Origin of the sequence: Candidatus Hartigia pinicola, from assembly GCA_020541205.1 — a bacterium.
GTDB classification, from domain to species: domain Bacteria; phylum Pseudomonadota; class Gammaproteobacteria; order Enterobacterales; family Enterobacteriaceae; genus Hartigia; species Hartigia pinicola.
In genome coordinates this window covers 395,577-415,260 of sequence record CP048208.1, presented here as the reverse complement: position 1 = coordinate 415,260, position 19,684 = coordinate 395,577, and the positions used below count along the sequence as shown (strand labels likewise).

Genomic DNA, 19,684 nt, shown 5'->3' with positions numbered 1-19,684 from the left:
TAATGTATTATACACAGCTTTTACTTTTTAGCTCTGCGAATAGTTGTGCTCTACTCACATTTTTACACATGTTCTCTCAACTATTAATCTTATCTTTATTTGACAACTTATATATTTAATACTGACAATCCTTATTTAACTACATCTAACAATCTAAAGATTTTTATTTTCCTACATGCGACTTAGACAATTTTTCATATAATATTTTTAAGATTACATTCAAACAATTATGTGAGTGACGCTAAAAATAATTCAGTTATCGAGTTAATATTCAAACTTATATTTTTTAGTTTCCATGAAACTTGAAGTATAGTAGCTGTTTTAGTTGCTAACATAAAAGGATGCTTTTCTATGAGCTTACGCAATATACCGGCAGGCAATAAGCTGCCTGAAGATATCTACGTTATTATTGAAATCTCTGCTAACGCAGATCCTATAAAATACGAAGTTAATAAAGATTATGGGGCTCTTTTTGTAGATCGTTTCATATCTACTACAATGTTTTATCCATGTAACTATGGTTACATCAATCACACACTGTCTTTAGATGGTGATCCAATTGATGTTCTAGTACCAACACTTTACCCATTACAACCAGGTTCAGTAATTCGCTGTCGGCCAATTGGTATACTAAAAATGACTGATGAATCCGGTGAAGATTCAAAACTAATTGCAGTACCGCATGCCAAACTAACCAAAGAATATGATCACATTCAAGATGTGAGTGATCTTCCAAAATTACTGCGTGCACAAATTACCCATTTTTTTCAACATTATAAAGATTTAGAAAAAAGTAAATGGGTAAAAATTAACAGTTGGGAAGATGTTTCAGTAGCTAAAGAAGAAATCATATCTTCTTTTAAACGGGCAATAAAAAAATAGTATATTTATTGTTATATAATAAAGGTTCTGGTAGAAATGCCAGAACCCATATGGATAATGATTATTTTTGTATTTCAAATATTATTCACTTGTTGTTCTACCAGAAAACAAAAATAAATAAACACTAATTGCTAAAATGAAAGATTGAATCTTCAGATTAGTAATAATATTTTTTCATATTTAGCAAGAATATTTCTTAATTTAAAATAAACATTTAATTATTTATCAATTGGGCATAAAAGAAAAGCATGAAGTTTATTGTATTTTTCTATATCAAAAATTGAGATCAATATAAGATAAATGTATATATAAATATTTAACTTATATAATTAACATGCACTAAAGAAGTTTTATACAAAAAGTGATATTGTGCAGATTCAATCTTCTCATAGCACCGTTTTTATCCGCAACATCTTGTATTATAACTACAATTTTATCAATAAACTTTAAATATCTATTGTAATATATTTTTTGATACTAGAAAATATTTACTAGTATATTCTCGCCTTTCAGTAGTCGCCTCTGTATTTAAGCGTTTTTTTTAATTAATAATTACAAAAGTTGTTTTAAGATTAATACGACTAATAAACAGTCTTCTTTAAAGAATTTACATACTTATGTTAACAGATTAGTTATCCTTTTCAGTATCTTTTGAAATTTTAAACAAGAATATACAGTATTTTTAGATAATTAGTAAAATAAAATTCCACTGAAAAATACTTTTTAGATATATACAGTATATCAATACTCATATCAAGTTACTCAAAAAGTAACGTATCAATTTTTAGCTATTAAATAAAATCATTCAATTTATTAAAATATTTTCAACTAATGTCACTCCTGACAAATTTTATCATCTCGATAAGATAAAGAAAATTATGTTTAAAATTCTTAATAAAATCTTAATTAAAAATTTTTAGATTTGAATAAAAATCAAGAATAAAATATCAACAGCATCTAAAAAAGAACATTAAAAATCACTCACTACTGACATTAGATTACTCTTTCGAGAGTAGTTTTAATTAATCCTAGTATAAAATTCAAGATAAATTACAAACATACTGCAAAAAGATCACTCTATTATCATGAAATTATTATTAACTTCCTAATATAATGTTAAATATTTTTACAGTGTATATAATTAAGACATAATAAAATTCATACGATAAGTTTTTCACTTAATAACAATGTGTCATTTACTACCTAAAGAGTAACTAATTGGAATCATAAATCTAATAACCTCTTAATTTATAAAAACTTATCTATAAAATATAACTTATCTAGTAAGAACTTTTCTCACGCTTTAATCTTTGATAGTACATTAGAAATAGATTTTAAAACTCAAACTGATAAAGAAGATCTATAGCTTGATTAGGACCAGATACTGCCTCCAAATATAACTTAGGCATTAACCGATAACGTAACGTTAAAGTTGCTAATGAATCGAATATACCAACCCCGTATTTAATTTGTAAGTCGTTGGTAATTTTTCCACTCACTACTACTTGAGATTTATCACCAACTCCTTGTGTGTGAAGAATTAAATCAGACACTCCAAATTTTGCACCAATTTTACCGACAAACTGTCCACTTTGAGCAACACCAAGCCTAATTATCATTGAAGTTATTTGTGCGCCATTTGCATCTTCACTTTCTAATCCTTCTCCATGTAATAGATAGGATAATACTTCTTGCTGTGTTTTGATTGGCTCTGAGAATATTTCAACTTTTGGTTTGTCTAAAAGTCCTGTAACTTTAATACCTGCGACAACACTATCTGCTGTATTATCTGGATTGCGAATAGCCTCTAAATTTAAGAATGGCTGATCTACTGAGCCAGAGAATTGAATTTGACCTTTACGTATAATCAAATCTTGTCCATAAGCCCGAAAACGTCCTGATGGAATATCAATTTGTCCGTTTACAGCTAAACCATGTTGGTTTTGTAATACTTTCAACATGCCCGTCACAGATGCTGTAAGACCTAAAGCATCGACCTTTATATCATTGCCAATTTTCACCTCAAGATTTGTTTGCATGAGCATCTGATGGCTAATCTTATTAAGAGGCTGCAGGTTGCTATCAAGCATTACAACATCTGGAGAAGTACTCACAGTAGCTTCTGGAAGTTCTTGAATCGTAATTCTTGCCCATGGGATCGTGATACTACCATCTAAAGTTAATAAAGTTGATGATATTTCACACATAATATTAGGCTGAAGATCAATTTTCATTATTGGTGACATTGAAACTCGTAAATTACTTCCAAAAATCATTACTTTTGCACGCCAAGCATTTATATTACGCCAATTTGCTCCACCATTAATTTTTAAATATCCTTCTGGTGTATTAATTTGTCCATTGATTACTGAAGTACTACCATTAAATATAATATCTAAATTTCCACTTTTAATATAAAACGGCATTATTATCGACTTTATTTCTACTTTGGAGAGAAATAGTTTACCATACAATAATGGATTACGTACTGTACCATGAAGTCGTATATTTGCATTCAAATTTCCATTTACAATTGATGTATTACCTAAAAAAGGTTGAATCAACGCTAATGTGATAGCATTGAACTCAATATTACCTGAAATCTGACCTGGTTTTGCAAAATTACAAACCTGAATATTGCCTTTCATCTGACCATGATTTGCGATTTTAAATAACCAATCTAGATTCAATTTACTATTTCTCAAGACGATGCTGAGAGTTACTTTTTCAAACTTAAACGGTAATTGAGTCCCTTGAATAAGCTGAATATCTTTCAGATTATTATTTTTTAGATTAATTTTTACATCTAATAAAGCACCATTATCTTTCCATATGAAATTTGCTTGACCATTAAACACACCACGAAGTTGAATAGCATCACTCAAAAATGGTTTTAAAATTGCGAGATCAAAACGTTTAAAAGCAATATTAGCACGACCATTTTTATTAGCTTTAATTGGTTGAGGCACGCAAAAGCGTACGTTAGTATTCATCCAACAATGAGGCTCTATAGTAAACTCTTTACTGAGATGAGAATAATTTAATGTCATAATATTACTTAAGTACAATTCACCCACCAGAGTTTTAAATAAGGTATCATATATATTCCCTGTCCATGTTTTATCCTGACGATTAAACATACCAAGCAATGTTAAATGGCCTGACACAGGTTCACCTTGAATATTTAATTTTACACTATGCTGTTTTTCAGTACCTGTTGCATTTAGAGTTAAATTGTTTATCACTAAATCAGCTTGTTTTAACTGCCGTACTATAATAGATAAATCACTTTTAATTTTCTCAGATGAAGCGACTTGACCTTTAATAATAGCATGATCAAGATAAAAATCTTTTTGCCATCTCACACCACGAATAGTTAAGTCCGTTAAAACCTGTGGAGCCATTAAATTACCGCGTAATTTAATCTCACCAATAATCATACCACCTAAACCTGGTAATATATCATTTAAATTTAGTGCGTTTATTTTAGTGTCTAAATGCCAGTTATCAGCAAGATTGCCTTTAACATTAAAGTAATTATTACCTAATGACAGTGTAAACTCTGGAATCTCCCATAGACCTTCTGCATTACCTTTTACTTGACCACGGGCCTTCCAATAATTATTTTTAATCTTACCATCTAAAAAAATTTCAGTAATATGAAGTTTCCAGCTACCACAATACCAACTGCCGCGAGTAGCTATTTTACCGTCTGCCTTAGCAGGCCATTCAGGCCAGTATTTAGCGGTATTAATCCCTGACAATGTTAATACTGCGTTCCAATTAATTCCCCTCTTCCAATCAGCAACACCCGTAATATTTACATTACCTTGTAGCGAAGTTAATCTTAAACGCGTTAGATAAATTCGTTCTTCATTACCTTTGGCATTCAGCATTAACGTTGATGCTGGAATTTTTTGACCATGAACAACTGAACGTAATGATAAAGTATAAGCAGAAGGACGCCCGTTTAATAAAAGGCATATATCGTCAAATTGATAGTGTGCATCACTGACGAATGCCCACTTTATCTTGGAACTCTTAAGCATCAATTGAACAGGTAAATCTGCTTGACCAAGATTAGTCTTCACATTAAGTGTTGCATTGATACGGCCACTTAAGTTAAGCCCGAGTTGGAGCTTTTCGAGTAAAACTCCTTTAAGTAATATATCTATATTCTGTCTATCAAAATTTGTAAAAAAACTTTCTCCTGTAGCTAATAAAAAAATAGGCCATTTATCTTTTAAAATGATAGTACCTGAGCCTACAATGTTCCCTCCTGGTGTATTAAGCTTAAATTGTTTTAATAAGACATTTTGATTATCATTCGATATACTAAAAGTTAATCTATTGATTGTCAGTTTTATAAAACCAGTTAACTTTAAGTCTGAAATATTAATCTCTTCAGCATGTACATTAATAGGTAAAATCACCTCAGGTAATCTAGCCAACAGTGGCTGAGAAAAAAACTCTTTTAGAATAACACCAATAAATTTCTCCTCTCTAACTGTAACTTTTATTTCAGATATAAGTTTTCCCATTCTATTTATCTTATCATCCATTCCAGGTATATGAACTCTTAAATCAGTAATATCCGCTGGTGCTAATGTTAAGTTTTTTTTTTCCAATACATCCCTGTTTTAAATTTAGCTAAATTAAATTTTATACCATCTATCGTTACTTGTGTCGCAGTCAATAACAATTGATTTAGCTTAATAGGTAATGGTGATTTTAGTTCAGTTAATCTCTCAGAAGATAATGATTTTTCTGAAGAATAAATTTTGTTTGTGTTGATATTAACTACAACACCATGAGTTGATAAATCATCAATACATAACTCTTGACTAATTAAACATTTTAAACGTAAAGAAAAATGAACCTTTTGCATATTAACATTTATACCGGACCTTTGATATTGCACACCTACCAATGTAAGATTATTAATATTCCCTTTGATGTTACGGATTTCTAAACCCGGGACAAATCGAGTAGTACTATTGAGCACAAACTTCAGACCAGATTGTGTAAACACCAGCCAACTTAGCAAAGACAAAACTAAGATAATAAAGCATAAAATGGGGAGACAAACCCATTTCAACCATTTCATAATTCTGTCCCCAAACCAATGTAAAATTGAATATTATTATAAGATTCTTTTATTGGAGTTGCGATATCAAACTTGATAGGCCCTACAGGAGAAACCCAACGAATACCAACACCCGCACCAGTTTTAAAATCATTCATTTTAATGTTATTGACCACCTCTCCTGAAGAAATAAAAGTTGCCCACCACCAATTACCTGTAACATTATACTGGTACTCGATAGAACCAACTACTAATTTCGATGCCCCAGTTAATTTACCTTTTATATCCTCTGGTGAAACTTTTTGATAACCGTAACCACGAATACTACCATCACCCCCAGCAAAAAAACGAAGGTCAGGTGGAACTTTGTCGAAATTATCAGTTTTGATCCATCCTAAATGACCTCTTAGAATTAGTCGGTGTCCCTTCGACAGAGTTCTAATCCATACATGTTTTGTTTGTAATACGAGAAAATTAATATCTGATCCCCAAATTTCATTAGAGTAATCAATAGAATATCTCTGACTATCACCCCACGTAGGCATCATACCACCACGCTGCTGTACTCGATTGAAGCTCACTCCTGGATACACTAACATGGTAATATTAGTAATGTCAGCCTGTGTAAAATAGCTAAACATCCAACGCATATTCGCAGCGTATTGCCAACCACTAGAATAATCCCAATTTCGAGACATATTCAATGTAGTAGTATTAGATTCAGTATCATTTAAATTTGTACGCTTATAACGTCCTTGAATTTCATAATATTGCTCAAGTGGATTGGTTTTAAGAGGAATTTTATAGCTTGCATTAATACTGTGTTCAGACTGAGAAAAACTGACGCTTGATGCAATACTTTGTCCAAAAAAATTAACCCATGGCTTATTCCATGTCGCTTTAACTCGAGGACCAGCATCAGTGGCATAACCACCCCCGATTGCAACAAAGTTTTTAGCTCGAGGTACCATCATTCCTTGAATGGGCAATAAGTCTGTATTTTCTTCTCGTGCTTTTATAATATTAGGCGCTACAATCACAGAAGTAAACCAGCCCGTTTTTACTAATCTTCGGTTAAATTCTGCTAATTTCTCTGATGTATAATATTCTCCACATTTAAAAGGAGCAATATTGTTGAGGTAATCCGAAGAAATTTGCGAACCTTGGTAAGAAATTGACGAAAAACGATAACGTTTTCCACTATTAAAGATAAAATTCCAATAAGAAGAATGATAATCGCATGAAATGCCTAGTTGGCTTTGTTCTAGAACTGCATCAAAATAACCTCTTTGGATAGCAAGACTATTTAACTTCCCTTTAAAATTTTCATATTCACTATCATTTTGAACTCTTCCGTACTTTGGCGTGTTGTTTTTAATCATTCGTACATAGTCATAATCATTTTTTGCTTCCCCTTTTAAAATAACCACTACACTTTTTACTGCAATAGGTACGCCAGGAGATACTTTTGCTGCTAATATCGATCTTTCTGGTGGGAGCTTTTCTTCATAACTAAATGTAATTGTAGGTTGATAATAACCGAGTGGTTTCAATCTTTCCTTAATAATTTTCGTAATACGAGTGCGAAAACGACTAGTTAACACCACTTCAGATTGAGGAATATTAGACAATTGCATGCAGACATTTTGATAAAGTTTCCCTTCAAGTCCTATAATATTAAGACGAAGATTTTCGCCGTATGCCATAAAAATAACTGTCATTAAAAAACAAAAAGATATGATAAGGAATTTTAACACGTCTACTCCTATAATCATTAAGAGTTTAACTATATTTAATTAAAAGTATACCAGATTAAACTTGAACAGACGGCGTCCAATTATGAATACAAAAATCAGTGTCTATCAGATGATATGTAGTAATTTTTTAGCCAAAACATCATGTGCATACAATAAAGTTTCTTTTGGTGTTCATCTAAAGAATATATTTTCTTATTCACACATAAAAGTATATTCAGTATTTTTTAAAATAATCGTACAATACAGTCTAAAGTGACAAACTAAATATAATTATTTAAAAAATATCTTAAAAATGAACTACATTCAGAGGCATAGTTGGTTAACTAAACATACTTTCGATCTTTTGATACTTAAAAAATGTAAACATTAAAATTATAAGAGTGTATTATTTGTTAGTATTGCAATAATTACACTCAGTAATTCAATAAGTGTATAGAAAATCTCCAAAATTTTCTACTTGTATAAACTTTATTAGCTAAGTAATTTCAATTTATAAAAAATATTTTGCAAAAATATTAACCATTCAGTTATGTTTTTTCTTATAACATTACTTGCCGTGAATATAATAACATGAGATACACTTTAAATATCTACCATAATATTTTTTGATGCTAAAATGTTTTACCTAGAATCATTATGTTTTAAAGATCCATTTTCATTTTTAAACTTTTCACGCATAAATCATTACAAATTTATGTAATAACGTTCCGACACCTGCTATATGGAACATAGAAAGTATATTTTTTAATTATTCAGGATGCTTAATTAATGTTTTTTTATCAACCGTTCTTTTCGAAGAGCACAATAGTAATAATACATGATACTCTTTCTAAAAAAATTATTTGAAAGAATTTTTATTAAACATTACTGTTAAAAATAAAAAAATAGTATATAACACTTCTTTAATAGCTTCAGCGCTCAAGTTGTATGTATTTTAGTTGATTGCACAACAAAAGTTTATTCATTGTCATGTTTTAGGAAAACCAAATATTCTAGATTGTTATTGTTACAATCGAATGTATAAAAATAATTAAATTTTAAAAATTATAAAATTTTTTAACAATATAAAAATTTTAATATCGTTACAATAATACTGCATATGAATAAAAGAATAATACAATTTAAAGTATATTACACATACATCAAAATTAAGACTGAAATGAATATTAAATAAAATGAGTTATAATGTATTTAAAAATTCTTAACCGTAAGTATTTTTTCATATAGCCTAGATATAAAAATGTAATCTTGATAGCAATCAAGAAATATATTAAAAAAGCACACTTCTTGACTAAGAGTTAAAACATACAACTTATGAAGTTAATACATGTCAACTGTTTTTCATTATTCTCTTTTTTTGAAATTAATATTCAATAGAATGAGTTCCTCAGTAATTTTTATAAAAATCATTCTTTATGTTAAATTTATAACCTTTTAAAAACATCTTAAAAATAAAAAATTTCTAAAATAATTTTAAGAAAAATAATTAGCGAATTCGTTATAAGGAATAGTTTCCACGTCTATATAACTTCATAATTATTGACACATCAAACCTGAAAAATCCATATATCCAGCTTCTAACAATCAATAATACAAACAAAAGTAATTACTGAAAGTAAATTATACATTATAGTAATATTAAAGTATTTATCCTGTATAAAAGTCACCAAACAAAACTCTCTTTGAGATAAACATATTGATAACGCTTAAACTAAATAGCATCACCATCATACACAACATATGTTATAATGCAAAATTATATAAATCAAAATACTACACACTTTCCATATAATCTTTACTTATTAGATTTTTCATATATAAATACGCTCTAAATTAAAAATAGTATTTATTATTTTCTATTGTAAAATACTGAATAGTCTCTAATAAAATACAAATTGATCTATTTTATTATTATAGGGTAAGACTGCACCAGACGATTCAATTTCTATATTTTTTAGACAGAGTTTTTTCAATTAATATTATAGTCGGGACTATACAAGCTGAATTTTATTTTTCTATTTTGATTGTACTGTTATAAAGTAAATAAGATAAATTAATTCATATGATAAATATCAAATAATATAATCATGCTAACTTTAAGATTGGTTTATATCACAATAAACAATGTTATACTTGTATATATCTCAAATTTTATTTGTTCTATATCATATATCACATTAACTTATCTATAAAGTTTTGCTTATTGAATGAATCTATACTACCTATTTTAGTATTAACTAATGCATTTTCATTTTCTTCATGAATATTATTTTACAAGAAGTAATTATGTCTTGGCAATTCTAACTAACCTATTCATAAATACTCAACATATTTTATTTCATTTTACTATCAGTGTACTTTTTCAGGAAAAAAATTATTATGCTTGTGTAATATTATATTATGAATTATAACAATGTTATCTTTAAATCGACTCAGAACAGTCATAAAAATTTTTATGTTGGTTAGGTAGATTAAATATTTTCATTCGTGAGCTTCTTGATATATGCATGGACACAAAATTAAGGATTTTTATTAACAATATTCACACATTTAAGATAGACAGTACATTTCCTAAAATTATATTAACACTTGATTGATCATTTTTTTAAAAATACAAATGATTAAAAATAATAGTTGCTCTAAAATAGCTATAAAAATAATGTCAAGTAATTTTTAGTTTTTCTGTATTAATATTGTTACTAAATCTTATTATTAATATTAAAGCTTCATTATGATAGAATATTTTATAGTTAATTTTAAATAATATTTCATTTCTGGTATTTGGTATTTAAAAGATATTTCACATACGTATATCAGGAGCGATTTTTAAAAGTAAGAACATAGTGTCAAAAATTATTGATATTGATATTTTAGTAACGATGTTTTTAAATATCAGAAATTTTTTTCTTCTTACTGAAACTCCTATTTTAAAAAAATTTTTAATAACGTTCTTCAAAATTAAGAAAGATCCCCGGTTTTTAGAGATAAAATATAAAATCTATATATATTATTTAACGTATAAAATATATAACAACATTAGATCTTTTGTCTCATAAATTACTATGTTGATGCATAAACATAATCTATTTAAATAAAGCTTTTTAGATACGTATATTGCACGATTAGCATCAACTTTAAGGTATCTGATATCTTATAATAATACAATATAATGTTAGATATCTATAATTAATTCATTCAGTTTTAAATAGCAAAATCAACTTCATAATATTTAAATATATTTAAAAAAGTAATTGTATCTATATACTTTAAATTATGTAGAAAATCTTCTTTAAATAACCTAAAGTTCAGTTTCTTAAAACATTTAAATTTTATATCTTTGAAATATTTTATGCTGCTTCAATGTTACTTCTTATAATGTTGTAATTATACTAACTACTATTGATTATAGTGATAAAAATTAACTAATGAATGCTATTCAAGCATAAAATTTTACTTAAAAACAACATCTTTTTGAAACAAAAAATAATATATTAGCAAATCTTAAGAAAATTTAATTTAATAAAGTGCAATGATATACAAAAATAAATTTCTATATATCACACTCAATAATAAAAAAACTTTTGATCAACATAATTTCAAGTACATTTTAAGTATATGTAAATAAAAATTTATTTTATATTATCAAAAGCTTTGAAAATATTTTTATAATATAAAGTTTATCATGATAGATTTATTAGTATAATAAATAATTTTTCGAATACAATTCTAGTTTTTGTATTGATTATTTAAACACTATCTTCTGATCATGATCTATATATAATATAATAGTTTATTACTTCAATTATCGTCATATTGATATAAACTTCATGCAAAGAAGTAAAATAAAAAACTTAATGAATTCTTCATTAATATATCTTCTTTATTGACACAATGGAGAACATTAATAAAATAATGTTAATGTAAAAGAGCATCATTTGTTCCTATATAAATTTACTATTTATAAATGTGAATACTTTTCTATATTATCTAAGTATATATTATATATATAAAAATAAATAAAATATTAGTATCAAGAACTATAAATGGGTAAAAATACCTTTTCAACGCTTGCAATTGTTTATTAAAAAAGCAATCTAAAGTAGTAATATGTATCGAAAATATTTCGAGAAATTTATTTCTTATTTCTCAGACAATAAATCTCATAGCTTTTCTTGCAGAAAAGCTATATGTAAAACATTTATACATCTATATATTCTTAAAATTAGTTACTAATAGTCATCTGGTATTTTACTAATTCTCTTAGTAAAAACACTATATATTGTTCTAAACTTTTTAATAGATAACCTTGGAATCATAGCCAGTTTATTTGAAGCTGTATTACGCAATTATTTGTAAAAAATTATATTTATAGTAATTACTATCCTGCTCATATAAAACAGATGACTATAAATATAAAATTTTTTGAATCATGTCAACACATCTCGTGAAGAATTTACCATACAAATAAAAATTTATAGTATAAACAAACATATCAAAATTAATACATAAGATTCACTCTATTCAATGATAGTAACGATATGTAATTTATAGATAAAATCTACCTTAACAAATTAATCTCTGTACAAAATATCTTATAGTAGGTGAAAATATAATAGTATATAGCTGTTACGACAATAAAATATTTTTAAATAACCTGTATTGTATGTATTGAGTAAATGTATTTAAATAAACAATATAATATACTCTATATGTAAAATGAATTTATTCTAATCACTAGTTATATTTAATTAGTAATGATAAGACTTCTTTTATATTATTGAAAATAACACTAATAATAATTCATTATGATAACACATAAAATAAGTGAATCATTTTTAGACACATATACATACAAAAAATAATTTTCATAGCAATTGTAACTATATATTCAAAAAATATTCTACAAGTGAAGTAATTTGTATATTACTTAAAACGCTTGCATTGCATTCATGCATATGCTTATATGATTTTTCTATCGCTCTTTCAAAATGAAAAATATTGCAGTATATTTTTAACCTGACTCAATAAATCTATATTATAGTCGGATGGTAATAAGCAAGCGCCAACAATGAAAATAATAGCAATAAATCGCTCAGTACGTTGATTGGTCTTTTTAGGAAGTAAAGGCAAACGAAAGCGGAATAACAGTGGCCATAACAATGGTACACCAGTAAGCGTTAACATATCTGCAATGAGGTGACTTATATATCCAAGTAAAAATGCTTGTGTTAAATCATTAGGAATTAACCATATATTTGGCAACCATTGATAACAAAATATCAATAACATTAACCATGCAACTAAACTATGTGTAAAACCTCTATGCCCACAGATTTTTGAAATAGGTAATGATAAAATACGTAGTAATCGACCTAATGTAGAAAAAGGATGATCGATGTCTGGTAATAATGCACCTAACAAAATACCTGGAATCATATGTAACCAATCACCTCGAGTAAATTCTAGTGTCAATTTTAATTTATGTGCCATTATTAATGAAGCAACAGAAAAAAATAAATGCCCTTGAGCGGTCATAGTGTGTCAATCATCATTTCATTACCTATTCAGTTAGGTAATTAGTATAAGACGTTTATAAAAAAAATAATAGAATTAGAAAAAACTTAACTATTAGTTTAAGAAATAAATAAATATTTATTTTATACAATACATAATGAGATATCTAAGCGGTAAATAATTAATTATTTTTTATAAATACATTTAAAAGCTAATGCAGTATTTTTTATTTGATTTCTAAATAATAAATATTCAATTTATATAAACTGAATGCGAACATTGAACACCTCTAGCGCTAATTCTGAATTGTAATATTTTCACAAACTACTCAGTATAAATTTTAGAACTTAATACTAAAATTGTTATATGAACAATATTAATTTTGTTAATTTGATCTATTAAATAAATACAAATCGTATCTGATATAAATTATCTCAAATTGTTTAGAAGTATCACTCCCTGTATTTTAATATACATTAAAAAATTCAATATTTTTACCAGATAATAATTATTAACATGTTTTTGCAAGCGATGATGCTACTTATTACTGATATTGAAATACTCATACTGCGCTTTCTTGTTAATTACTAAAAACGATTTACTAAAACCAGCTATCAGAGATATAGCAATGCATAAACATTGTACATACATGACATTCTGAAGAATATTTTGTTTTCAGTTATGAAGATATAAAAGTTTAATTTATTACAATATTGGTTAATTGATATTATCAGTATAATAATACTCTTACTTTGGAAATATATATAAATAATAATGTTTTCAAAACTCTAAATAGTATCTAACTCTTCCTGCTAGACTGGAAAACAAGATTAAGTTACTAGTTAAATAAGATTTTACTAAATTTATATCTAATTAATTAAGTAAATACTAAAATTCTAAGTGTGATTAAGAGCAATCATACTATGTATTATAAATTTTATTTATATACTTCTACAGGTTGTATTAACTTATTACTCGCTTTTAAACTCTCATTATTAGACTATATCTTTCACATCGCAAGAAAATCAAAAATAATTAACGTAAAAATATTTCAGTTAAATTATGCAGAGAGCTAAGCTTAACATCAGCCAAAGACCAACGTGGATCATTAAAGTATTGCCTGTCAGGTATAACGATAGAACGCATTCTAGCCGCTTTTGCAGCAATCATACCATTAAAGGAGTCTTCTAAAGAAGCACAGTGTATTGGTTTTGTTTCTAAATATTTAGCTGTATTAAGATACACTTCAGGATGTGGTTTGCTATAAGGTAATTCAGAAGCAGATGAAACAACAGAAAAATAATCACGAATTTCAAATAAACATAGTACTTTTTCTACCATATATCTCGGCGAAGCAGAGGCTAATGCAATGTTAAGGTTTAGTGAACGACATAATTCTAAAGCATAATATACACCAGGTAATATTGGACGTTTTTCTTCCACTAAGTCAATAACACGATCGATAATCATTTGTGCGACCTCTTTTTGACTATAGCCTTTCCATGGAGAGGCTTGGTACCAAAATTCAACGACGTAGTCGATCCGTAATCCGAGCATGTTAGGTAGTTTATCCGCTATAGTCAAATCTAATCCTAATTGTGTAAAAATTTCTTTTTCTCCCTGTATCCAAAAAGGCTCTGAGTCAATTAATAAACCATCCATATCAAAAATAACAGACTGGATAGGTAAGTTATGGTACATCTCAAACTCCATGTTATATGATTGAACTTACTATATGTTCAATGGTTTCTATTGCTAATTGTTTCATCAATAATTAGATTAATCTAGAGTTTAACATTTAAAATTATTACAGTTTTATTTAAACTTAAAATTATAGTAAGTTTTCTCTTAACTATATATCACAGCAGCATGTCTATTATCAATAATATTAAAAACAACTAACTCAGAATCTAAAATAGAAAACATTAACATCATTCTCAGAGATAACTTTTATAAACGAAGGAAAATTAATTATTATTACAATCATAAAAAATATTTTTCATAATAAGTTCTCAAACTGAGCGATATATTGTAATTAACAACTACATCGTCTATATAATTATTTTTTAGCATGCATTATAGTATTCATATAATTAACAAAAATATAAAAGAATGAGAGAATTATCAGCTAAAATATATTTATACAACGCCAGTAATTTTATTAAACTTATAAAATAAATAGTACAAAATACGCTCTATTTAGAATATATTTTAGAAAAACTTTTATGTCTAATGCATCCCACCATTCTCCATCGAAAAACGTTGAGTTTTATATTAATCTTTATTTATATTTTTATTAATTTAGCCTGAAGATGAGAACATGTAAAAGATTATGCACTCTACACACAAAAAATAACAAGATTTTAAAAAAACTGAAAAATCAATTATTTTTTCATAATTCTATCTTTATATAATTATGTGCTCTATTGATAACTAATAATTTTCAGATAGTGATTACTGTGTTAAAATTACTTAATTAGTTTAATAAAATATTAAAAGTACTAATTTAAAATATTTAACACTTCAAACAATAGCACATATATTTTAATAAAGTATATGCCACTCAAACTACTTAAATAATATATATCTATAAATGTATATTTAATATACTTCATATATTACTTAGGTTCTCTTTTAAATAATTTGCATTCAGAAATTTTCACAAAACATACGTTCCTTAGTTACAGAAGATTATAAATAATTTTAAATTCAAATATATTTGATTAATAAAATCATTAATAACATTGATAAATTAGTGATTTTCTAAAAATTGTATGCGACAAAATTCTATATAAAATTAAGCAATCAATGCTAAACTTATACAATAAAACAAACACCTAAAAACTACTAACATTTTCTATATTTAGCGACATTTCTCTAATTCACTTAATATACCTTTGATAATGCAAGGCCTAAGAATAGCATTTAAAAGATAAAATTTATTAATTTCGCTATATTAAAATTATATATAATATACACACATATAAAACATTGTAATTATATCACTATCTTCATGAACATATGTTATAGAGACAAGTATGATATGAAAATTCAAAACCATTACAATCTACTTATTCACAATTTTTATCATGATGACGGAAATTTTATGAAATTAAACATTGAATATTTACACGAAATATTCGTAAATACTAAAAACCTTTTTATCTTCACGCTATTACTTCTTTATAAGTCATATCTATATTTGTAATACTTTAAACACTACGCATCTAATCAAGGCTTTAATATTAAAATTCTACTTTCCACAACACATGCCTTCTAATTATATTGTGAAATTTCCACCTTAAGAGACACGCAATCTCTATCTGTAAATTTATATTTTTAATACTTAAATTATAATATGCAAAGTACTTTTTCAGAAATTAATTACTAGTTCCATGGAGGTACTAATAAACAATTTTTAAAATATATAATAATGCATCAAATCTTCTTATATAATTCTATTTTCTTTTTAATTTTTACATATCGGATACTAAATCAGTTTATTGATTAAAATATTTATTAACGAATATCACTAAAACGAATATTTCTTATACTAACAAAAGAAATAAAAAATAATAGTCTTTTTAAAAAAAAATTATATCTTTAAAATTTAACAATCTATAAATTGTTCATATAAAATTAAATAAAATAATTTAGCGAATTTTAATACGATTTATTAAAATATGTACTTGAGTTCATTAAAAACTTCGACAAAGTTTTATGATTATTAGTAATTAGCTGTATCATTAAAACTGAGGTCACTAAAAATACTTTAACATCTAGACGCAATTACTGCATACTTAAAAACAATCTAGCGTAAATAAAACAAAAATAATAATAAAAAAAATGAACAAATAAGAAATATAGTCTGTAAAAAGCAAGTTATTATCACAACCTATTATATAAAATTACTTACTAATTTTTATAATTGATTTAATAATATTAGTTGTTGAAATATCTTTTTCAAAATTCAGAACTTTAACTTCACCACCTGCTGCCAAAACCTCCTTACTACCAACAATCTCTTCGAGACGATAATCACCACCTTTTACCAATACATCAGGTAAAACTTCATTTATCAAGCGCTCTGGTGTATCCTCTTCAAAAGGGACAACCCAATCTACAGATTCTAATGCACCTAACACAATCATACGCTGCTCAAGTTGATTCACAGGTCTTTTATTCCCTTTCAACCGACGTGTTGATGCATCGCTATTCACTGCAACAATAAGTCTATCTCCTAATTTACGAGCATTCGCTAAATAAGAAACATGACCTGCATGTAACATATCAAAACAGCCATTGGTCATTACAACACGCTCCCCGCGTAATCTTGTATTTATAACAGCTTGTTTTAATTGATTTTCATTCATCACGCCAAAACCATTTTCAGCACGTCCACGGATCGCATTTTTTAACTCAATATATGAAACAGTAGATGTTCCTAATTTACCTACTACAATACTCGCAGCTGCGTTAGCTAATATGCAAGCTTCATCTAGTGGGCATCCAGATGCAATAGATGCCGCTATCACTCCAATGACAGTATCGCCAGCACCAGTAACATCATAGACTTCTTGAGCTTCTGTTGGTAGGTGAAGAGGCATTTTATTACGCTGAAAAAGACTCATGCCTTGTTCTGAACGAGTAATAAGAAGAGCTTTTAAATTAAGATGTTCAAGAAGTTCTGTACCTTTTTCTTTAAAATGATCATAATTACGACAATATCCAACAATCGCTTCAAACTCAGCCATGTTTGGTGTCAATAATGTAGCATTGCGATAACGTTCAAAATCATTACTTTTTGGATCAATTAATACAGGCACATCCGCTTTATTAGCCAGAGACACTATCTTATGAACTTTAGATAATGCTCCTTTAGCATAATCTGATAAAACTAATGCACCAATATAAGGTAAAGCTTGTTCAATACGTTCTAATATAGGCTGTACATCAATATTTTCAAATTCTTCTTCAAAATCAAGACGAATTAATTGTTGATGACGTGATATAACACGTAGTTTTGTTATTGTTGGATGAGTTGGAATCGCCACAAAATTACAACACACTTTTACTGATTTTAAGCTTTCAGCTAAAATTTTAGCTGCATCATCAATACCAGTTAATCCTACAAGGTGTGAATGTGCTCCAAGTGATGCAATATTCATCGCTACATTAGCGGCTCCGCCAGGTTGCTCTTTGATCATGTTAATTTTTACTAGCGGAACTGGTGCTTCAGGTGAAATGCGACTAGCAGAACCATGCCAATATCGATCCAGCATTACATCTCCAACAACCAAGACACTTGCTTGTTTATAATCAGGAATTGTTCCTTTCATCCCGAGCTCCAATTTGAAAATGCTAAGATTAATTAACGTAATATTATATACAATACAGTCATGTATCTCGTTAATTATATTAACATATTAATATGTTTAATTGTCTCATTTGTGTTAGAGATACAGACAATATAAATGATATAATCATCTATTTAATATTTTGTCTACAGAACAGAAAGATAGTGAATACTAGAATTACAACCTAAAAGGTAACTATTTCAATACTTCTCATTATTCTTCCACATTTATCAATATTTTTCAGATAATCCAATATTATTTTTAACGACGCAACACTTTGAAATTAGCTTCATCATACTCAGTGCATTAGACTTATAATCTTAACAAATATTTCACTCATACAAACCGCTATATCTGATAGATTTTATACGCATACTAATATTATTGTTAGAGTTTCAAAGTTATATAACAGCTTTGTCCGTTTGTTAGATCTCGAACATTTGAAGTATAATTTATCTTAAATAATACCTGACTAAACAATAACCTTTTCATAAGATATCTACGTATTCTTAACACTGATCATTTTAATAATCATGAAAGCGTGTACGTTTTCTAACTACTGCTAACACAATTTTCTCCAGCCATATTACAAGTTTTGATTTAGCAAGATAAGTACTATATCAAATAAATTTTTTTCTAAAATGGAAAATATAATATACAATATTTTTCTAAAAAATATAATTATACAATATATTTTATTTGAAATTTTTTAGATAGAGCATAATACATAAAATAACTTATACGCATCTAATTTACAAGAACATCAAATTTTTACTTCATGAATTAAATAATTTATTTTTTTGAAAAATAACTCAACTAGTTTTACTGCTTTATTTTTTATTTATTCTGCATCAATACATAAAATAATTATATTTTAACAAAATTTTGAAAAGTTTCTAAAATAACTATTAAATATTTATTCGTAATATTTAATAAAAGCCTGATAGAAATTATTAAACAATTATATTAATATACAGAAATATTGATAGTGAATAACCAGGATAATGTTCGAATATCTTAATCATGAATGCTGAATATAAGTCACTTTTTAGTGATTGAGCACATTACTAAATAATATACTTTTATAG

The 19,684-nt window shown here is 27.0% G+C and carries 7 protein-coding genes; 1 reads left to right on the top strand and 6 read right to left on the bottom strand.

Going from position 1 to position 19,684, the window contains the following annotated elements; translation table 11 throughout:
* Positions 1 to 351 precede the first annotated feature (351 nt).
* Entirely contained in the window at positions 352 to 882 is a 531-nt protein-coding gene (gene ppa, locus GFV14_RS00850; protein ID WP_457914463.1) for an inorganic diphosphatase, read from the top strand.
* Positions 883 to 2,216: 1,334 nt separating this feature from the next.
* Here the strand turns inward: ppa and tamB are convergent.
* From tamB to hldE, 6 genes are all read right to left on the bottom strand, one after another.
* A complete protein-coding gene (gene tamB / locus GFV14_RS00845; RefSeq protein WP_457914462.1) occupies positions 2,217 to 5,510 on the bottom strand; it encodes an autotransporter assembly complex protein TamB in 3,294 nt (1,097 codons plus the stop codon).
* Positions 5,492 to 5,989 (bottom strand): hypothetical protein, encoded by a 498-nt coding sequence (locus GFV14_RS00840; RefSeq protein WP_457914461.1) that lies wholly within the window; start codon positions 5,987 to 5,989, stop codon positions 5,492 to 5,494. The genes tamB and GFV14_RS00840 overlap by 19 nt, the downstream gene beginning before the upstream one ends.
* A complete protein-coding gene (gene tamA / locus GFV14_RS00835) occupies positions 5,986 to 7,725 on the bottom strand; it encodes an autotransporter assembly complex protein TamA (RefSeq protein ID WP_457914460.1) in 1,740 nt (579 codons plus the stop codon). The genes GFV14_RS00840 and tamA overlap by 4 nt, the downstream gene beginning before the upstream one ends.
* Positions 7,726 to 12,708: 4,983 nt before the next feature.
* Positions 12,709 to 13,260 carry a metal-dependent hydrolase gene (locus GFV14_RS00830; protein WP_457914459.1) on the bottom strand — a complete coding sequence of 184 codons (552 nt, stop codon included), beginning with the start codon at positions 13,258 to 13,260 and terminating at the stop codon, positions 12,709 to 12,711.
* A 1,014-nt stretch (positions 13,261 to 14,274) separates the two neighbouring features.
* Positions 14,275 to 14,940 (bottom strand): hexitol phosphatase HxpB, encoded by a 666-nt coding sequence (hxpB, locus tag GFV14_RS00825; RefSeq protein WP_457914458.1) that lies wholly within the window; start codon positions 14,938 to 14,940, stop codon positions 14,275 to 14,277.
* A 2,207-nt stretch (positions 14,941 to 17,147) separates the two neighbouring features.
* Positions 17,148 to 18,578 (bottom strand): bifunctional D-glycero-beta-D-manno-heptose-7-phosphate kinase/D-glycero-beta-D-manno-heptose 1-phosphate adenylyltransferase HldE, encoded by a 1,431-nt coding sequence (gene hldE, locus GFV14_RS00820; protein WP_457914457.1) that lies wholly within the window; start codon positions 18,576 to 18,578, stop codon positions 17,148 to 17,150.
* Positions 18,579 to 19,684 lie beyond the last annotated feature (1,106 nt).

Bases quoted from the DNA above. Each gene is read 5' to 3' on its own strand.
- ppa (WP_457914463.1), top strand. From the start codon at position 352: ATGAGCTTACGCAATATACCGGCAGGCAATAAGCTGCCTGAAGATATC.
- GFV14_RS00840 (WP_457914461.1), bottom strand. From the start codon at position 5,989: ATGAAATGGTTGAAATGGGTTTGTCTCCCCATTTTATGCTTTATTATC.
- GFV14_RS00830 (WP_457914459.1), bottom strand. From the start codon at position 13,260: ATGACCGCTCAAGGGCATTTATTTTTTTCTGTTGCTTCATTAATAATG.
- hxpB (WP_457914458.1), bottom strand. From the start codon at position 14,940: ATGTACCATAACTTACCTATCCAGTCTGTTATTTTTGATATGGATGGT.
- hldE (WP_457914457.1), bottom strand. From the start codon at position 18,578: ATGAAAGGAACAATTCCTGATTATAAACAAGCAAGTGTCTTGGTTGTT.